Below are 16,640 nucleotides of genomic sequence, written 5' to 3' on the forward strand. Positions count from 1 at the left end.
AAGTCCTCCTTTTACATGCCAAATAACAATCTGGGAAGGAATAGCGTAAAATGGGGAATATAGCTCACCAGCATCAATACAACAATATTCGCTATGATAAAAGGCAAAATAGCTACTGTAAGTCTGGCTATAGAAATTTTCGCAATATTTGATGCCACATAAAGGCACACCCCAACAGGAGGAGTATTAAGCCCTATTACCAGATTTAAAACCACCATCACTCCCGCCTGAATTGGATCCATACCGACAGATGTAAGCACAGGGAGCAGAACTGGAAATAGGATAATTAAGGCCGCGATTGTTTCCATAAACATGCCGACGAAAAGCAAAAAGAGGTTTACCAATAAGATGACGACGATTGGGTTATCGCTTATTGACAGTATCGAATCCGCAATAAGCTGGGGAATTTGTTCGCTTGCTAAAATCCACGCAAAAGTATTAGCAAATCCCACTAAGACCATAATTGCTGCCGTGCTCCTTATGGACTCCACCAAGATCCTTGGAATATCCTTCAACTGCAATTCCTTGTAGACAAAAAGTCCTACTATCAAGCCATAGATCACCGTAACTATAGAAGCTTCCGTAGGCGTAAAAAAGCCCCCTAAAATCCCGAAAATCATTATTGCGGGCATTAAAATTGCCCAAATTGCGCCTTTAAACTTCTCCCATATTTGCTTTAGCGAATTAAGTTCGCTTCTTGGATAATTTCTTTTGACCGCAAAGTAATAGCATAGAATCATTTGTAAAAGACCTACTAAAATTCCCGGAATCATGCCAGCCACAAACATTTTCGTTATAGAAGTACCCACGAGCGTGCCTGCAATAATCATCGGGACGCTGGGTGGAATTATCGGGCCGACTGTAGAGGACGCTGCGGTCACAGCAGCAGAAAAATCAGGATCATACCCTTGTTGCACCATAGCAGGAATTATAATTGGGCCAATGCTCGCCGTGTCGGCCAATGCTGTTCCTGAAACCCCTGCAAAAATCATGGAGGCAACTACATTTGCAATAGCCAGACCTCCCTTTATAAACCCCACTATAGCATCGGCAAATTCCACTATTCTCTTCGAAATCCCTCCATTGTTCATAAGGTTTCCAGCCAACACAAATCCGGGTATGGCGACCAAAACAAAAGAATTGAGGCCTGCGTACATCTTCTGGGCTAAGACCGTCAAAGAGATGTCGTTGGTGAAAATATAAACCAGAGAAGAAATCCCAAGGGCGAAGGCTATGGGAACGCCTAAAAATATCAATACTACGAAAGATAAAAATAACATTAATGCAGACATTAATATCCACCTCATTTTTAAAATTCAGCTATTGAATTTATTAGATTCAATATAGAATATAGGCTGGAAAAAAGCATCATCACTATCATGCTGCTAAAACTTATATACATCGGTATTCTCATTGTGGGCGAGGTCTGTCCTATACCTAGCTTTGTAAATTTGACTGCCTGAAATAAAACTATTACAAAAAGCAATACCGTCAGCACCTGGATAAAAATTTCCAAAACCTTCTTCGACTTTCCATTTAACTTACCAGTTAAAACGTCAAGACTCGCATATTCCTTAGTCTTAACAGCTAAAGGCGCACCGAAAGACATAGCAAAGATGAATAAAAATCTGCTCGCTTCTTCTGTCCATACAAAGCTTGCCTGAGGTATGAACACCCTCGTAAAAATCTGCAAGCATACCACAAGGACCAATGATCCGAAAGACAAAAATATCCCTAACTCCAGCAACTTTTCTACGTAATCAATTTTTTTCATTAAACCGACCCCCTAACGACTTCTTCCAATGTTTTCCGAACGGCATTCTCTCCGGCAACCATCTTTTTAAAATAACTTTCTACTTTTTGTGCAAGGCCGTATTCAAATAAGTCAATTCCGAATATCCTGCTGTCGGAAAGTATAGGCCTTAAAACATCTGTAAATGGGCCTCTATCGCCAATTTTTACTGTTTTTAACCGGCTCCGGAGCTCTTCCAGCATCGGGTCGGGACTCGGTTCAAACGTTCGGCCAAAATCGTCCACTCCCATCAAGTAGCGCAGCCATCCGGCAAAAAACAAAGGTATATATTTGAGTTCTTTAATATCCCTTCCTGCGTTCAGGTATGACTTTAAGGTCTCGCCGAAGCGGATTGGTATTTTCTGGGATGTATCTGTCGCGATGCGCTGCGGGGTGTCCGGTATGTGGGGGTTGGGGAATCTCCTTTCCAAAACCTCCTTCAAAAATTCCTCGGGGTTTATTATTCCCGGGTCGACAACCACCGGCAGTGCTTCTTCATACGCCAGTTTTTCTAGAAATGCCTTTAGCAAATCATCCTTCATCTCTTCGGCAATCGATTCATAGCCCAAAAGGCATCCATAAACGGCCAATACCGTGTGCAGCGGGTTTAAACACGTGCAAACTTTCATCTTTTCTACTTTGTCTACTGTCTCTTTATCTGTAAAAATCACACCCGCTTTTTCAAGAGGCGGTCTGCCATTGGGAAATGTGTCTTCAATTACCAGGTAACCCGTAGATTCGGCATTGACAAAAGGAGCAACGTAAGAACCTTTAGCGGTCCGGAAAATCTCCACCCCCTCTATTCCGTCTTCCTGAAGCAATTTTTTTATTTTTTCCGATGGGCGCGGAGTTATCTTGTCTATCATCGTCCAAGGGAAGGATATAAAATTTTTATCGTCCAGATAACTTAGAAAGTCGGAATTTACCGTTCCTTTTTCTACCCATCTTTCGGCGAAAAACCTGACTGCTTCGTAAAGCTTCGTCCCATTGTGGGCAAAGTTATCCATCGAAACAAGCGCTATAGGGTAACGCCCCGCAACGAACCTTTTGTAGCATAGTTTTGCAACCATCCCCATCGTGCTCCTGGGAGTCGAATCAGGGTTTTCTACATCGTGCAGGACCTCGGGAAGGTATTCGCCTTTAGCATCTTTTAATGCATAGCCCTTTTCCGTGATGGTGAAAGAGACAAGCTGAAGTGATGGATTCTGAAAGAACCGCTCGACTTCTTCGAAGTTTTCCCTCGCACATAATGCATGAACGATGCTTGCTATCACCCTTTTTTCGAGCGTCCCATCACCGTTTAAATTTACCAATAAGGTCAAATTTTCATAAGGGATATAGACTTTCTTTATAACCTCGTCGTCAAAAGGTGCGCACGCTATTATGCCGGTATCGTGGTACCCATTATCAAGCAGGTCCTGCTGAAGCGACGCCAAAAAGGCTCTGAAGATATTGCCCGCCCCAAAGTGAATCCACACCGGTTGGCGCAAGGTTTTCTCCCGCACTTTTGCTATATCGAATTTTGGAAGTATGTAGCCCCTTTCTTCCCAAAAACGCGAGTTTTTTTGCAATTCTTCGAGTGATAGCCTCATTTTAAAATTTCACCCTTACTATAAAAATTAATTCTGTTAAAATATTTACTCTAATATACTAGCATATCACTTATGGAATTGTCAATATAAAAAATGCCCCAGCGCCTATTGAAAACGGCGCCGAGGCTCATATTTTTTCTTATTATCCTATTATCCTACTAATTCCTTTAAATGCGCAATTGCGGATTCTATATCATCCACTCTGAAAACTACCAGTGCCTTACCAGGGGCATCGCCGGAAAAGGCGTACATATATTCCACGTTGATATTTTTTTCGCTCAATACCTTGAGGACTTCCTGCATCTTTTTAAACGGGGAATCGCATACCTCAACCGCAATGGCATTTGTTATTTTAGCCGCGTAACCATTTTCCTGGAGTATTTTCAAAGTTTTTTCGGGTTCATCCACTATCAGCCTTAAAACGCCAAAATCCGCAGTATCTGCCAGCATCAAAGCTTTAATTTTAACATTGTTTTCTGCCAGAATTGAGGTCACGGAATAAAGTCTGCCGGGGGTGTTTTCTAAAAAAACTGATAACTGTTTAACCAACATTTTAAATCCCTCCTAAATTTTCCTTTTGTCTATAATTCTCTTTGCCTTTCCTTCGCTTCTTTCGATAGTCTTCGGTTCTACCAATTTTACTTTAACTGAAATCCCAAGGGTGCTTTCTATTTCATTTTGAATCTTTTTACTCAATATTTCAAGGGATTTTACATCATCTGAAAACATTTTTTCCGATACCTCTACATGGACTTCCAGAATGTCAAGGTAGCCTATCCTGTCGATAACTAATTGATAGTGAGGCTCGATCTGACCTATTTCAAGCAAAACGTGTTCTATCTGCGAAGGGAAGACGTTCACTCCTCTGATTATTATCATGTCGTCGGTCCTTCCTTCAATCCTTCCTATTCTTACGCTGGTCCTGCCGCACGGACACGGTTCTTCTATGAGCCTGGAGATGTCCCCTGTTCTGTAGCGTATCATGGGTAGAGCCTCTTTAGTGAGGGATGTAAATACTAACTCTCCCTTCTCTCCGGGAGGCAGTACCTCACCGGTCTTTGGGTCTATTACTTCTACAATGAAGTGATCTTCCTGAACATGTAATCCATTTTTGTGCGGGCATTCTATTGCCACGCCCGGTCCTATTATTTCGCTCAATCCGTATATATCCAGTGCAGTCAACTTCAACCTATCTTCTATCTCCCTCCTCATATTTTCCGACCACGGTTCCGCACCGAATATTCCGATCCGCAATTTAAGTTCTTCTTTGGAAATCCCCATCTCTTCTATAGTCTCGGCTATGTGGAGCGAATATGAAGGAGTGCATGTAAGGACCGTCGTTCCGTAATCCTTCATAATCATGACCTGTCTTTTTGTATTTCCTCCCGAGACGGGAATTATCGTGGCACCTATCCTTTCAGCCCCGTAATGAACCCCGAGTCCTCCGGTAAAAAGCCCGTAACCGTAAGCATTCTGAATAACATCGCTTTTCTTTGCTCCAGCCGTGGTAAGGGTCCTAGCCATGATTTCAGCCCAAACATTGATATCATTTCTCGTATAGCCGACAACCGTCGGTTTTCCCGTGGTCCCAGAAGAAGAATGTATCCTCACTACTTCGCTCAAAGGGACGGCGAACATGCCGTAAGGGTAATTATCCCTTAAGTCCTTCTTTGAGGTGAACGGCAATCTTCTTAGGTCATCCAGGGATTTTAAATCCTCAGGCTCGAATCCGACTTCCTGCATGATTTTCCTGTAGTGAGGCACATTGTAATACGCCCTTTCTAGAGTATTTCGAAGCCTTTCTAACTGGAGCTCTTTTATTTGCTCCCTCGGCATACATTCGTACTTTGGATTCCAATACATAATCCAACCCCCTAATTCAATATTATCGGTAAACAAAAAAGCCTTTCATCCGCATGGGACGAAAGGCTAATTTCCGCGGTACCACCCAAATTGGCTTTAAGCCCGCTCGTTTTTCGGGCACGGACATTTCAGTCGATGCCCTATTGCTTTAACGGTCAAATCCGTTCGGACCTACTTCATTTCAGCCCGAAAGCTAGGAAGCGAACTTCAACTACTCGCACCTGGAAACGCTCTCAGTCTTCGGCGTCTCCTCCCTGTAAGGTGCAGCCGTAGCCTACTTTCTTCCGTCATCGCTTTTTTCTCTTTAGGTTTCTAGAAATTATATCACGATATGCATTTTTCGTCAACTACTTTCTCAAATCTTTCACCCTCTTCGCCTTGCCTTCAAATCTCGCAAGGCTCTTCGGCTCAACAAGCCGCACATTTACATCTATTTGCAGAACGGATTTTAATTTAAAGCGCACTTCCTCCTTTAATTTCTCCAGCAATTGATGTTTTTCCAGCATATCCGTATCGGCAAGTTCTACGTTGACTGTTAATTCATCGAGATATCCCTTCTTTGTAACTACAATCTCGTAGTGGGGGCCAATTCCCTTAATTCCCATGAGCACGCTTTCTATTTGAGAAGGATAGACATTGACTCCCCTGATTATCAGCATGTCATCAGTTCTTCCCTGAACAGGACTCATCCGCATTAACGTTCTTCCGCATCTGCACGGCTCCGGATTTAAACTGGTTATGTCTCTTGTTCTGTACCTCAAAAGCGGCATTGCTTCTTTAGTCAAGGTGGTTATAACCAGCTCCCCTTTTTCCCCGAAGTCCAAAGCCTCGCCGGTATCCGGGTTAATGATTTCCACCAAAAAATGGTCCTCGGCTATGTGAAGTCCATCCCTAACGTGGCATTCGCCTGAGACTCCCGGCCCTATTATTTCGCTCAGGCCATAATTTTCGGTAGCCATAATACCGAACCTTCGCTCTATTTCCTTTTTCATCTCCAGAGTTGCTCCTTCCGCTCCGAACAGACCCAGCCGAAGCCTTAAATCGCCTTTTTTTACTCCAATTTCTTCGGCAACTTCAGCCATATAAAGGGCGTACGAAGGCGTGCTCACAAGAACAGTCGAGCCGAAATCCTTCATTATCATTATTTGCCGCTCCGTATTTCCGCTGGAAACCGGAACTACGGTCGCACCTATTTTTTCAAGGCCGTAATGAAGTCCAAAGGCACCGGTAAAAAGGCCATAACTGAATGCAATTTGGGCTACGTCTTCTTCCCTAACTCCCGCCATAAAAGCAATTCTGGCCACCAACTGCGCCCATGTTTCTATGTCTTTTTTAGTATATCCAACGACCGTAGGCTTCCCTGTGGTACCTGAAGATGCATGAATTCTTACAACCTTTTTTAACGGCACCGCAAACATTCCATAAGGGTATGCTTCTCTCAAATCGTCTTTGGTCGTAAAAGGGATTTTCTCTATGTCTTTTATTGTCTTTATATCCTCTGGCTTTAATCCCTTCTCATCAAATAATTTTCTGTAAAACGGAACATTTTCGTACGCATATTTCACTATTTTCTTTAGCCTCTCCAGTTGCAGCTCTTTCAACTTTTCTCTCTCTAATGCCTCGATTTCACTGAAAAACATTTTTAGTCGGACCCCCTAAATTTTATGTAAAATAAAAGCCCGCCCCGGCAGGGACGAGCTCTTCTCGCGGTACCACCCTAATTGATTTGCAGGAATAAATCTCTCCTGCAAATCCCCTCCACAGCATAACGCACCGATGCGGCCTGGCCTACTTAATTCAGCCTGCGGTTTAGGAATGTATTTCGCCCAGCGAGCTTACCGGTTCGCACCAGCCACCGGCTCTCTTTAAGCCCATCCATGGCTACTCTTTCCCTCATCACCTTTATCGTTTTAACTTTTTAAAGTCTATTTTAATAGCAACTTTCCCTTTTGTCAACTCAAAAAATTCGATATACTTATAGTTAATCACGTGAAAGGTTGGGATAAAGTGAAACACAGAATTGTGGAACTAGACTCTTTTCGAGGAATAGCCGTATTTCTCATGGTAATTTTTCACGGCATATTTGACCTTTCGTATTATTTCGGATTAAATATAGATTATTCCAGGGGTTTTTGGTATTACGAAGGAAAACTTTCCGCCCTTATGTTCATTTGGATAGCCGGTATCTCCTCTTACTTCAGCCGCAATCCCCGCCAAAGAGGGATAAAGCTTTTCTTATTTAGTATGGCAATAACTGTCGCAACTTATCTTTTAGACAGCACGAATTACATCAGGTTCGGTATCCTTCACTTTCTGGGTACATCATATATGCTTTCGCCTTGCTTTAAAAAGATTGATTCTTTTGCGTTGGTCCTTTTAGCATTAGCCGTACTTGCAGCAGGAACTTACTTTGATTCCCTCACCACACAAAATCCGTACCTTTTCCCGCTGGGAATTACCACCCCTTACTTTTCGTCGCTGGACTACTATCCTCTCATTCCGTACTTCGGAGTATTCCTGTTGGGGATGGCTTTCGGAAGAGATTTTTACGCAAAAGGCTATAGAATTTTCGGGGAATTTCGCGAAAATTTCCTTTCGCTCCTGGGCAGACACTCGCTTATTATTTACCTCATCCATCAACCGGTACTTTTGCTATTCCTTTTTATCGCTCGAAAGTCAGGAATCCTCTAATATTACAAGTCTGTTACAAAAAAGGAAAAATTCCTCAAGGGTAGAATTAAGGTAATAAGAGACATACTATATTAATATTTCAAAGGGAGTTGAATATTAAATGCCGCACTTTTTGAGAAAGCTTCTTTCAGTCCTTTTGATTTGCCTTGTGCTTAGCCAAATTTTTTATGCATTTGCCCAAGAAGTAGTTCTGCACGAAGAGTCGGTGAAATTCCCCGTAACCCGGGGAGTTTCTTACGAAGGCAGGACCATATTTACCTCATCGGGCTGGCAAAAAGTACACATCCTCACGATAGATTTGACCTCGGAAAACGTGGATATAGATGCCTTTATGAACAAAAATGGCCTTTCCGAGCGGCAGATATTGAGCAAATTGGTCTCGGAAAACGGAGCCGTGGCTGGTGTAAACGGCGACTTTTTCATAATGGCAAACCCATCGTCCCCCATCGGAATACAAATTGCCGGAGGTAAACTAATTTCTACGCCTTCCAACAGGAGCGATATGGCTTCTTTTGCCCTAACTTACGAAAAAATTCCGCAGATTTTGAGGTTCGAATTTACTGGAAAGATAATCGCACCTAATGGAGCATCTTTCGATGTGGGCGGTATAAACAAACTCGGAGACGGGTACGGAAAAATAATGATTTACACCCCGGAATTCGGCAAAACAACACCGCAGGTGCAAGCAACATCGCCGGAACTTACATACGCAGTGGTGAAAGATGGCAGAATCGCAAGTATTTTTGACGGCAGGTCCGCCGAAATCCCCGAGGGGGGTATCGTTTTGGCGGGTGGAGGCGGAGCTTCCTCATTTTTGAAAAACAACTTTTTCATCGGGGATGAGGTAAAGATAGAGCTCCATGTAACTCCGGATATTGCCAACCTAAAGATGGCCTTGGGAGGCGGGGCAGTCCTCGTTGACAACGGCAAAATACCGGCAAGCTTTTCCCACAATATCCTGGGGCAACACCCCAGGACTGCAGTGGGTTTCACAAAAGACGGTAAAAAATTGATACTCGTGGTGGTAGATGGAAGGCAGGCGGAAAGCAGAGGCATGACGCAGGAGGAACTTGCCCGTCTTATGCTGAGTTTCGGGGCTTACAACGCCCTCAATCTCGATGGAGGCGGCTCTTCCACCATGGTGGTGAGGGAACCGGGCGAAAAAACCCCCGGCGTTGTAAATAGTCCATCCGAAAAGGCCGAAAGGCCAGTAGTAAACGGAATAGGTATCTTCTCCCGGCTATCTTCTTCCGGAAAAGTTTACGGATTCAAAATCACAGCCAGTTCTTTCAACATACCTAAAAACGGCCGCCGGGTCTTCGAAATAAAAGCTTACGACGAAAATTACAACCCCGTGGACGTGGACCCAAACCTCGTTCGCTGGGAGGTCACGGGAGATTTGGGAACATTTGAAGGCAACGTATTTTACGCACGAAAAACCGGAACCGGCACCGTGACGGCCTCCATAGGCGGCATCAAAGCTTCCGCGCAAGTAAGAGTTCTGGGGGACGCGGTGGATATAATCGTGGAGCCCGACAGGGTCGAGCTTTCACCCGGACAAAAACAGACCTTCAGAGCTTATGCGGTTGATGCTGAAGGATATAAGGCACCCATAGAGCCTAATGACATAAAGTGGGAAATAGCGGGCGACGGAGGTTACATCGAAAACGGCCTTTTCATCGCACCTCAAGCTCCTGGCTCCTGTGCAGTCATCGCCGAGTTTTCGAACATCAAGGCGGGAGCGCTGGTAAAGATCGGAGAATCGGGCCGGTTCGACGAATCGCTTCTTCCCTCAAAGCCTCTTATCACTGACGGGGCAAATGTTCCCTTTAAAAAAGGCGGATTGACATTCGGGGTTTTCGGAGACCTTTTACTTGAAGCCAATTACAATCCCGCTTACCTGAAAATCTTCAACATGGCACGTGCAGTGTTCGACCGCCAAAAGGCGTCTTACAACATAATCGCGGGGCGCTTATACGCAACAAACTCCCCACCCGAAAATGCAAAATCCTTGCCGCCATTGAATAAATTCTTGACGGCCAATACAGGCTATCTAGTCCACAAGGCGAACGATACTCTGTTTGTGTTCTTGAATGCTTCGAAGGGCAGTATAAGGTTGACGGACCCAACCCAGTGGATTAAGCTCAAAGAAGATGTAAAATCCGCAGCATCCAGCTACAACAACCTCGTAGTCGTGCTGGACAGGGCAATTTCAAGCTTCCAGGACTCTCAAGAAGGCGAACTTCTTAAAAAAGTCCTGTCAGAAAACAAAGCTTCATTCAAAAACATCCTAGTGCTATGTGGGGGAGCAAAAAAATTTGCCTCCAATATGGAAAACGGGGTAAAATACATAAGTGTTCCCGGTGTAAACGCCGAAGAACCTGCAGCGCTGATATTTAACATTCAAGAAAGCAAAATATATTACAGGGTCATCCCCTTAATCGAAAATATAGTGTCGGAAACTCCATCTGTCAGAAAAGGCATTCCTAGCCGCTTGAAACTTTTTGGAATTTCCCCGACAGGCTTTAAGGTTCCGCTGGAATACCCTTACGCCGCAGAATATAACATAACTCCCCCCGGCGCTTGCACTCTTGATTCGAAAACTCTCGAAATTAACGGGAAAAAAGCCGTCGAAATCGAGATTACGGTAAAAACTGAGGTATTCACCGGGAAAGTAAAACTTTACATTTCCGACGTCGGAGTAAAGGTAAACGGAAAAGAAATAAACTTCCCCGACCAGCAGCCTTATATTAACGAGGAACAGCGCACGATGGTCCCAGTAAGGTTTGTGTCAGAACATCTATCGGCAAGGGTGCACTGGGACGACAGAGCAAGACAGGTAATCATACAAAAAGATGGGAACATCGTTACCCTTAGGGTGGGAGAAAAATCCGCACTTGTCAACGGGAAAAAGGTGAATTTCGATACTAAAGCCGAACTCAAAAACTCGAGGGTAGTTGTGCCTTTAAGATTTATCAGCGAGGTGCTTGGGGCAAAAATAACATGGGATGAAAAGTCAAGGACGGTGGAAATAACGGCAAATTAGTTAAACTATAAAGTAACCCAAAAAAACCTCCTTTCATATATTATAACTAGAAAACTTGAAAGGAGGTACCGCAGTGGGCGGCGGCTTTTTTGATGACAGCAAAGCGTTTATAGTATTTTTGATTCTGATACTCCTCCTGCTGGGAGACAGGGGCAAAGGTTTATAACAAAAGGGATATAGTAAAAAAGGCCGGGTAAAAGCCCGGCCCTTATATTATTTACCTTATATTATCTACGAGATCAACATGAAAAACATTTCTTCGTACATCTGTAGCTTTTGGGCAACAACCGGTTCGAGCTCTGCAGGAATTTCAGGGTGCTCTTTTTTGTAATCCTCCCAGGTCTTATAATATTTCGACTTAAACGGGGGTATTTCGCCTACTTTTATAAAACTCCTCCCGGAATTTTCATATTTTGGAGCTTCTTCTCCGGCATTGTCGTAATATGCATTTTCAGCCACGTATCGGACTACAGCAAAGTAATTTTCTACATTGACAGAGTTTAATGTGATGAGGCTCTTGTCAAAGTCGAAGTAATATCTACCCCCGGGTGCCATTATGTCAAGGAGTTCCTTTACCTTATCTATGCATTGCTCTTTCGTCGCCGTCTTGAGATAGGTCATCGGATACAGACCCGAAAGTATATGCCTTTTCCCCAGTTTTTCCTTTATTACTTTTGGATCTCCGAATTCAAAGGCTATCCTTGTATTCTCCGGAAGTTCATACAGGTAATCCAAAAACCTCATCCAGTCATGGTCGCAGAACATGAAAACGGGTTGCCCCGCATTTGCCAGTGCCTGCACAATCCTGGAAAATGTAGGCCAGTAGAGTTTTTCAAAATCGTTGGTCCTCAAAAACCCCGGCATGTGTAATGGCATGAAGGTCTGGCCGTATTTTGACGGCACCGGCGGGAGAGCCCTTTTCAGGGTCAGCGGCAGCAAAGCTTCACAAGCCTCAGCCACTTTTTCAGGACATCTCCTAACATCCATTAAAAGTCCTTTTACTCCCCTTAGCTCATCAGCGATAAAATCCAAAGGTGCAAGAGCTATGCCGGTAGACTCAGGCGGGGGAGTATAATATCCATATTTTTCTATCAATTTTGCATCTATTTTTGCAAAGGCATCCAAATGATCAAAAAGCGCTTTGGCAGCCTTTGCGTAGACTATAGAGCGGGTCACCGAGTCGGCATCCAAAGCCTTGTATTTCCTGGGAAGAACTTTTTCCATTATGAATTCATGAGGATTTTTAATGAGGTCATCGTATTCATCCGCTTCCATGACCGGAACCTCGGTGTACTGGATGAATCCCCCGGACCCCATCCTAAGAATTCTTGATTCGAGGATCTGGAGGGCAACCGGCGACCTCGCAAAGCCGAAAGGATATATATCCTGTCCCGTCATCTGACATATCCTGTCCATTGCTTCCTCTATTCCTTCTAACGTCCATTGTGTCTTAGCAGGTGGTAGTCCCGCAAACTCGATGCAGAATTCTATCCCGATCAAGCCGCCAACCGGAACTCTTTTCGGTATCTTGCCATCATATAGGTCGTGGAAAATTTCCGTTCTTTCTTTTTTTAGTTCTTCTGCATTTTTCATAATTTCGTCCCCCCTTTATTTTATTGCTTTAAATTTCAAACCCAAGAAAAAATGAATCACACACAGCGTGTTATATAACATAAAACAAGATAATTTTATAATTTATTAAATTTTGTATATATTTTTCACTACTAGTATATACAAGTAATTTTTGTTTGTCAATATTGTTTTATTTATTAAAAATATTTGACTTTTATAATTATAATTGCCGGAATGTCATATAATTCAAAAAACCTCCAGCCCCGTTCCTAAGGGCAGGAGGTTTTTTGAAATTTTTTTAATTTAGTTCTACCAACTCATACTCCCTCGTTCCCATCCCAAGTTTTTCGGCATACTCCAATTGTACAAGACCGTCAGTCTCCGGATGCGCGGCCCTAAATTTGTCCTCCCCGGGTTTTAAACCCACCCCTTTTTCTCCTAGAACGCTGTTTGCATTTCCGTGCTGCTTTGTCACCAGGTCGTAGCTTGCCTGGTCTATAGCCACCGGGTCTAGGGATGCGAGTACTCCTATATCGGGCACAATGGGCGCATCGTTCCACGGCGTACAATCACAGAGAGGCGAAACGTCAACAACGAAATTCATAAAAGCTATCTTTCCTTTTTTAGCCAAGAAAGCCCCGTAAGCATACTCCGTCATTCTTTCTATGAATTCCCGGCTGTCAGTTTCCCACTGAGGTTTTATCACCCCGAAATAGCACATCGACACGCATTCGCCGCAGCCGATGCATTTTTCGGGATCTATGTAGGCTGCATTATCTACGATAGTAATTGCATTTTCGGGACAATTGTTTACGCATGAAAGGCATCTCCTGCATTTTTCTCCTACCTTCGGCTTTAATGTGGAATGCTGCTGCTGTTTCCCTGCAGCCGGAGCACATCCCATAGCGAGGTTTTTTATCGCCCCGCCAAAGCCCGCCATTTCATGGCCCTTAAAGTGTGTCATCACTATCATCGAATTGGCATAATAAATTCCCGAAGCAATCTTAACCCTCTCAAAATGCTTCTTCCCTATTTCTACTTCAACCGAATCCTTGCTAACAATTCCATCTGCTATTATTACCGGCGCTCCAACCACCGCATAGGCAAAACCGTTTTCTATAGCGCTCACAATGTGGTCCACCCCATTGCTCCTGGAACCTTTATATAGGGTATTGGTGTCAGTGAGAAAGGGCTTAGCTCCCTTTCCCTTTATTTTATCCACCACCTGCCTAACAAACACGGGATTTATGTATGCGGTATTACCTCTTTCCCCGAAATGAATCTTTATCGCCACAAGTTCGCTCGGCGAAATAATATTATCAAAGCCCGCAGCGTCAAAAAGCTTTGCAACTTTGGACGGAAAGTTCTGCGACCGCCTTTTTGCCCTCATGTTGTAAAAGTAAACCTTAGAACCCATTTCAACTACCCCCATTATCGCAATGTATGTCAAAAATATTATACATCAAAAACTTCCCTAAAAAAGCAGCTATAGAGCGGGACTACAAAACTTTTTTTATGCTTCTTATAAAATTATCTATTTTTTCAAGCATTTCTTCCTTTGTAGACGCTTTTTCGATTATGGAAACTATAGCGCTGCCTATTATTATACCCTCGCAGTAATCTTTTATATTTCTTGCCATCTCAGGGCTGGATATGCCAAATCCCACAGCTTTTGGAAGTCCTGTGTATTTTGTAACTTCTTCCAAATAGGATTTTATGTCGGTCTCAATGCGCTCCCTTTCACCGGTAACCCCTGTGCTTGAAACACAATACACAAATCCACCTGCATTTTTCACAATTTTTTTAATTCGCCCGTGGGAAGTTGGGGCAACAAGGGGAATCAGATGCAAGCCGTATTTTTTTGTAAGTTCAAAGACCTCCCCCCTCTCCTCCAACGGCAAATCGGGGATTATAATTCCGTCAACCCCCGCGCTATAGGCCTCTTTCATAAACCTTTCTACTCCATAGATGAATACCGAATTATAATATACAAGATAAAGGATTGGAATTTGGGAATTCTTCCTTATCATTTCAACTATCTTCATTATATCCTTTATTCTTGTACCATTCTTTAGGGCTCTCGCAGAAGCCCTTTGTATTACCGGCCCGTCGGCTAAGGGGTCAGAATAAGGTACTCCTATTTCGACCGCATCAGCTCCTGCCCCAATCATTTTAAATATTAACTCAGCTGTTGTTTCAATATCCGGGTCTCCAGCCGTTATATATGCTATTAGAGCCTTTTTCCCTTCTTTTTTTAATCTTTCAAAAGTCATGTCAATCCTGTTGTTCATAGCATCACCTCCGGTAGATTTGCCACTATCTCTACATCCTTATCTCCTCGCCCCGACAGGTTTACGATTACGACCTTATCCTTGGAAAGTTGAGGAGCCAATTTGATGGCATAGGCTACGGCGTGGGCGCTTTCCAATGCGGGGATTATTCCTTCCATTCTCGAAAGCTTAATGAAAGCATCTTTTGCCTCGTCGTCGGTCACAGCTACATACTGGGCTCTTCCTATTTCTTTGTAATAGGCATGCTCTGGCCCCACAGCCGGATAATCGAGCCCTGCGGAGATAGAATGTACCGGCATAATATGACCTTCCTCATCCTGTAAAACCAGGGTCTTCATGCCGTGTAGCACACCTACGCTGCCTCTTGCCATTTTAGCAGCGTGCTTTGTGCTTTCTAATCCAAAGCCCCCAGCCTCAACACCCACCAAATTCACTTCTTTGTCATGATAAAAAGGGTGGAATATCCCAATAGCATTGCTGCCTCCACCTAAACAGGCTATGACATAATCAGGTAGCCTGCCTTCCTTTTCAAGAATTTGCGCTTTCGCCTCTTCTCCTATTACTTTTTGAAACTCTCTTACCATCGTCGGGTATGGGTGCGGACCTACTGCTGAACCTATGACATAAAAAGTATCCTCTACTCTAGCCACCCAATCCCTTATCGCCTCGTTTACTGCATCTTTTAAAGTCCCGGTCCCCGAATCCACACTGTGCACCTTCGCCCCTAAAAGCCTCATCCTGAAAACGTTCAGGGCCTGTCTTCTTATGTCTTCCCTCCCCATAAAAATCTCGCATTCCAGGCCGAACATGGCTGCCACTGTTGCAGTAGCTACACCGTGCTGTCCTGCTCCTGTCTCAGCCGTCACCCTTTTCTTCCCCATCCGTCTTGCGAGCAGGACCTGCCCTAGAACATTGTTTATCTTGTGCGCCCCTGTGTGGTTTAAGTCTTCCCTCTTAAGGTATACTTTGGCGCCGCCCAGTTTCTCCGTAAGGTTAGATGCGAAATAAAGCGGCGTAGGCCGTCCCGAATATTCTTTCAAATAATATCTGTACTCCTTTATGAAATTTTCATCCTTTATTGCAGCATTAAACTCCCTTTCAAGTTCTGTCAATGCATTCATGACCGTCTCCGGCACGTACTGCCCTCCAAAAATTCCAAACCTACCTGTCATGTTTTCCAAATCTTCTCACCCTTTCTACAAATTCTTTCATCTTAAAAAAATCCTTATACCCTTCGGTTTCAACACCACTGCTCACATCCACTGCAAACGGTTTTACCTTGGTAATGGCAAAGCCCACATTTTGGGGGTCAAGCCCTCCTGCCAGGATTATTTTGTTTTTGAAATATGCCCCCTTTAAAATATCCCAGTTGAATGTCCTGCCAGTCCCGCCATACATCCCCCGCACTGCGGCATCTAGCAATATGCCATCTACTCGGTATTCAAAGGCAGATATTAAATCACTTTTATCCTTTATCCTGATAGCTTTCCACACTTCAAAGCCAAGACCAAGATAGCTTTCTATTTCTTTTTGGCCTTCATCTCCGTGAAGCTGGATAACATCTATTCCTAACGCACTGCAAACTCCTTTTACAAAATCCGGATTTTGGTTTACAAATACCCCCACTTTTTTTATTCCCTTTTCAAGAAGCGCAACCAACCTTTCAGCCTCTTTCAAATATACCCTCCTTCGGCTTTCAGCAAATACGAATCCCGCATAGTCCACTTTTAAAAAGTTTATCCACTCAATATCCTGCTTTCTACGAAGGCCACATATCTTTATCCTGATCATTC

13 protein-coding genes and 2 other annotated features are annotated in these 16,640 nt (G+C 43.8%); of the genes, 2 read left to right on the top strand and 11 right to left on the bottom strand.

Annotated elements, in window-relative coordinates:
- Positions 1 to 11 precede the first annotated feature (11 nt).
- The 6 genes from BUB66_RS03460 to BUB66_RS03485 all read right to left on the bottom strand — a co-directional run bounded on the left by BUB66_RS03460 (position 12) and on the right by BUB66_RS03485 (position 6,887).
- The gene (locus BUB66_RS03460; protein ID WP_073254700.1) at positions 12 to 1,292 is read right to left on the bottom strand and encodes a TRAP transporter large permease; all 1,281 of its coding nucleotides are present in this window, start codon (positions 1,290 to 1,292) and stop codon (positions 12 to 14) included.
- A gap of 17 nt (positions 1,293 to 1,309) precedes the next feature.
- Positions 1,310 to 1,774 carry a TRAP transporter small permease gene (locus BUB66_RS03465; protein ID WP_073254703.1) on the bottom strand — a complete coding sequence of 155 codons (465 nt, stop codon included), beginning with the start codon at positions 1,772 to 1,774 and terminating at the stop codon, positions 1,310 to 1,312.
- Positions 1,774 to 3,384 (bottom strand): mannitol dehydrogenase family protein, encoded by a 1,611-nt coding sequence (locus BUB66_RS03470; RefSeq protein WP_073254706.1) that lies wholly within the window; start codon positions 3,382 to 3,384, stop codon positions 1,774 to 1,776. Before BUB66_RS03470 ends, BUB66_RS03465 begins: the two co-directional genes overlap by 1 nt.
- Before the next feature lie 150 nt (positions 3,385 to 3,534).
- Positions 3,535 to 3,936, bottom strand: coding sequence for a hypothetical protein (locus tag BUB66_RS03475; RefSeq protein ID WP_073254709.1), 402 nt, complete (start codon positions 3,934 to 3,936; stop codon positions 3,535 to 3,537).
- Positions 3,937 to 3,948: 12 nt separating this feature from the next.
- A complete protein-coding gene (locus tag BUB66_RS03480; RefSeq protein ID WP_143156195.1) occupies positions 3,949 to 5,247 on the bottom strand; it encodes a phenylacetate--CoA ligase family protein in 1,299 nt (432 codons plus the stop codon).
- A gap of 51 nt (positions 5,248 to 5,298) precedes the next feature.
- Positions 5,299 to 5,547 (bottom strand) — a binding site (T-box leader).
- A 47-nt stretch (positions 5,548 to 5,594) separates the two neighbouring features.
- Positions 5,595 to 6,887 (bottom strand): phenylacetate--CoA ligase family protein, encoded by a 1,293-nt coding sequence (locus BUB66_RS03485; protein ID WP_073254712.1) that lies wholly within the window; start codon positions 6,885 to 6,887, stop codon positions 5,595 to 5,597.
- Between the two features lie 46 nt (positions 6,888 to 6,933).
- Positions 6,934 to 7,153 (bottom strand) — a binding site (T-box leader).
- Between the two features lie 101 nt (positions 7,154 to 7,254).
- Between BUB66_RS03485 and BUB66_RS03490 the strand changes: the two genes are divergently transcribed.
- Positions 7,255 to 7,938, top strand: a complete 684-nt coding sequence (locus BUB66_RS03490) for a heparan-alpha-glucosaminide N-acetyltransferase (RefSeq protein ID WP_084098685.1) — start codon at positions 7,255 to 7,257, stop codon at positions 7,936 to 7,938.
- 148 nt (positions 7,939 to 8,086) lie between these two features.
- Entirely contained in the window at positions 8,087 to 10,984 is a 2,898-nt protein-coding gene (locus tag BUB66_RS03495) for a phosphodiester glycosidase family protein (protein WP_244269734.1), read from the top strand.
- Between the two features lie 231 nt (positions 10,985 to 11,215).
- On the opposite strand, the gene BUB66_RS03500 is transcribed toward BUB66_RS03495, so the two are convergent.
- From BUB66_RS03500 to BUB66_RS03520, 5 genes are all read right to left on the bottom strand, one after another.
- Complete coding sequence (locus tag BUB66_RS03500) at positions 11,216 to 12,577, bottom strand: uroporphyrinogen decarboxylase/cobalamine-independent methonine synthase family protein (RefSeq protein ID WP_073254721.1); 1,362 nt, start codon at positions 12,575 to 12,577, stop codon at positions 11,216 to 11,218.
- Positions 12,578 to 12,854: 277 nt separating this feature from the next.
- Positions 12,855 to 13,973: a DUF362 domain-containing protein gene (locus BUB66_RS03505; protein WP_073254724.1), complete on the bottom strand. Its 1,119-nt coding sequence runs from the start codon at positions 13,971 to 13,973 to the stop codon at positions 12,855 to 12,857.
- An 82-nt stretch (positions 13,974 to 14,055) separates the two neighbouring features.
- Positions 14,056 to 14,847 (bottom strand): tryptophan synthase subunit alpha, encoded by a 792-nt coding sequence (gene trpA / locus BUB66_RS03510; protein ID WP_073254727.1) that lies wholly within the window; start codon positions 14,845 to 14,847, stop codon positions 14,056 to 14,058.
- A complete protein-coding gene (gene trpB / locus BUB66_RS03515) occupies positions 14,844 to 16,019 on the bottom strand; it encodes a tryptophan synthase subunit beta (protein WP_073254917.1) in 1,176 nt (391 codons plus the stop codon). The genes trpA and trpB overlap by 4 nt, the downstream gene beginning before the upstream one ends.
- Positions 16,009 to 16,638, bottom strand: a complete 630-nt coding sequence (locus BUB66_RS03520; RefSeq protein WP_073254730.1) for a phosphoribosylanthranilate isomerase — start codon at positions 16,636 to 16,638, stop codon at positions 16,009 to 16,011. The genes trpB and BUB66_RS03520 overlap by 11 nt, the downstream gene beginning before the upstream one ends.
- Between the last annotated feature and the right edge of the window lie 2 nt (positions 16,639 to 16,640).

It is taken from the genome of Caldanaerovirga acetigignens, from assembly GCF_900142995.1.
GTDB lineage: Bacteria > Bacillota > Thermosediminibacteria > Thermosediminibacterales > Thermosediminibacteraceae > Fervidicola > Fervidicola acetigignens.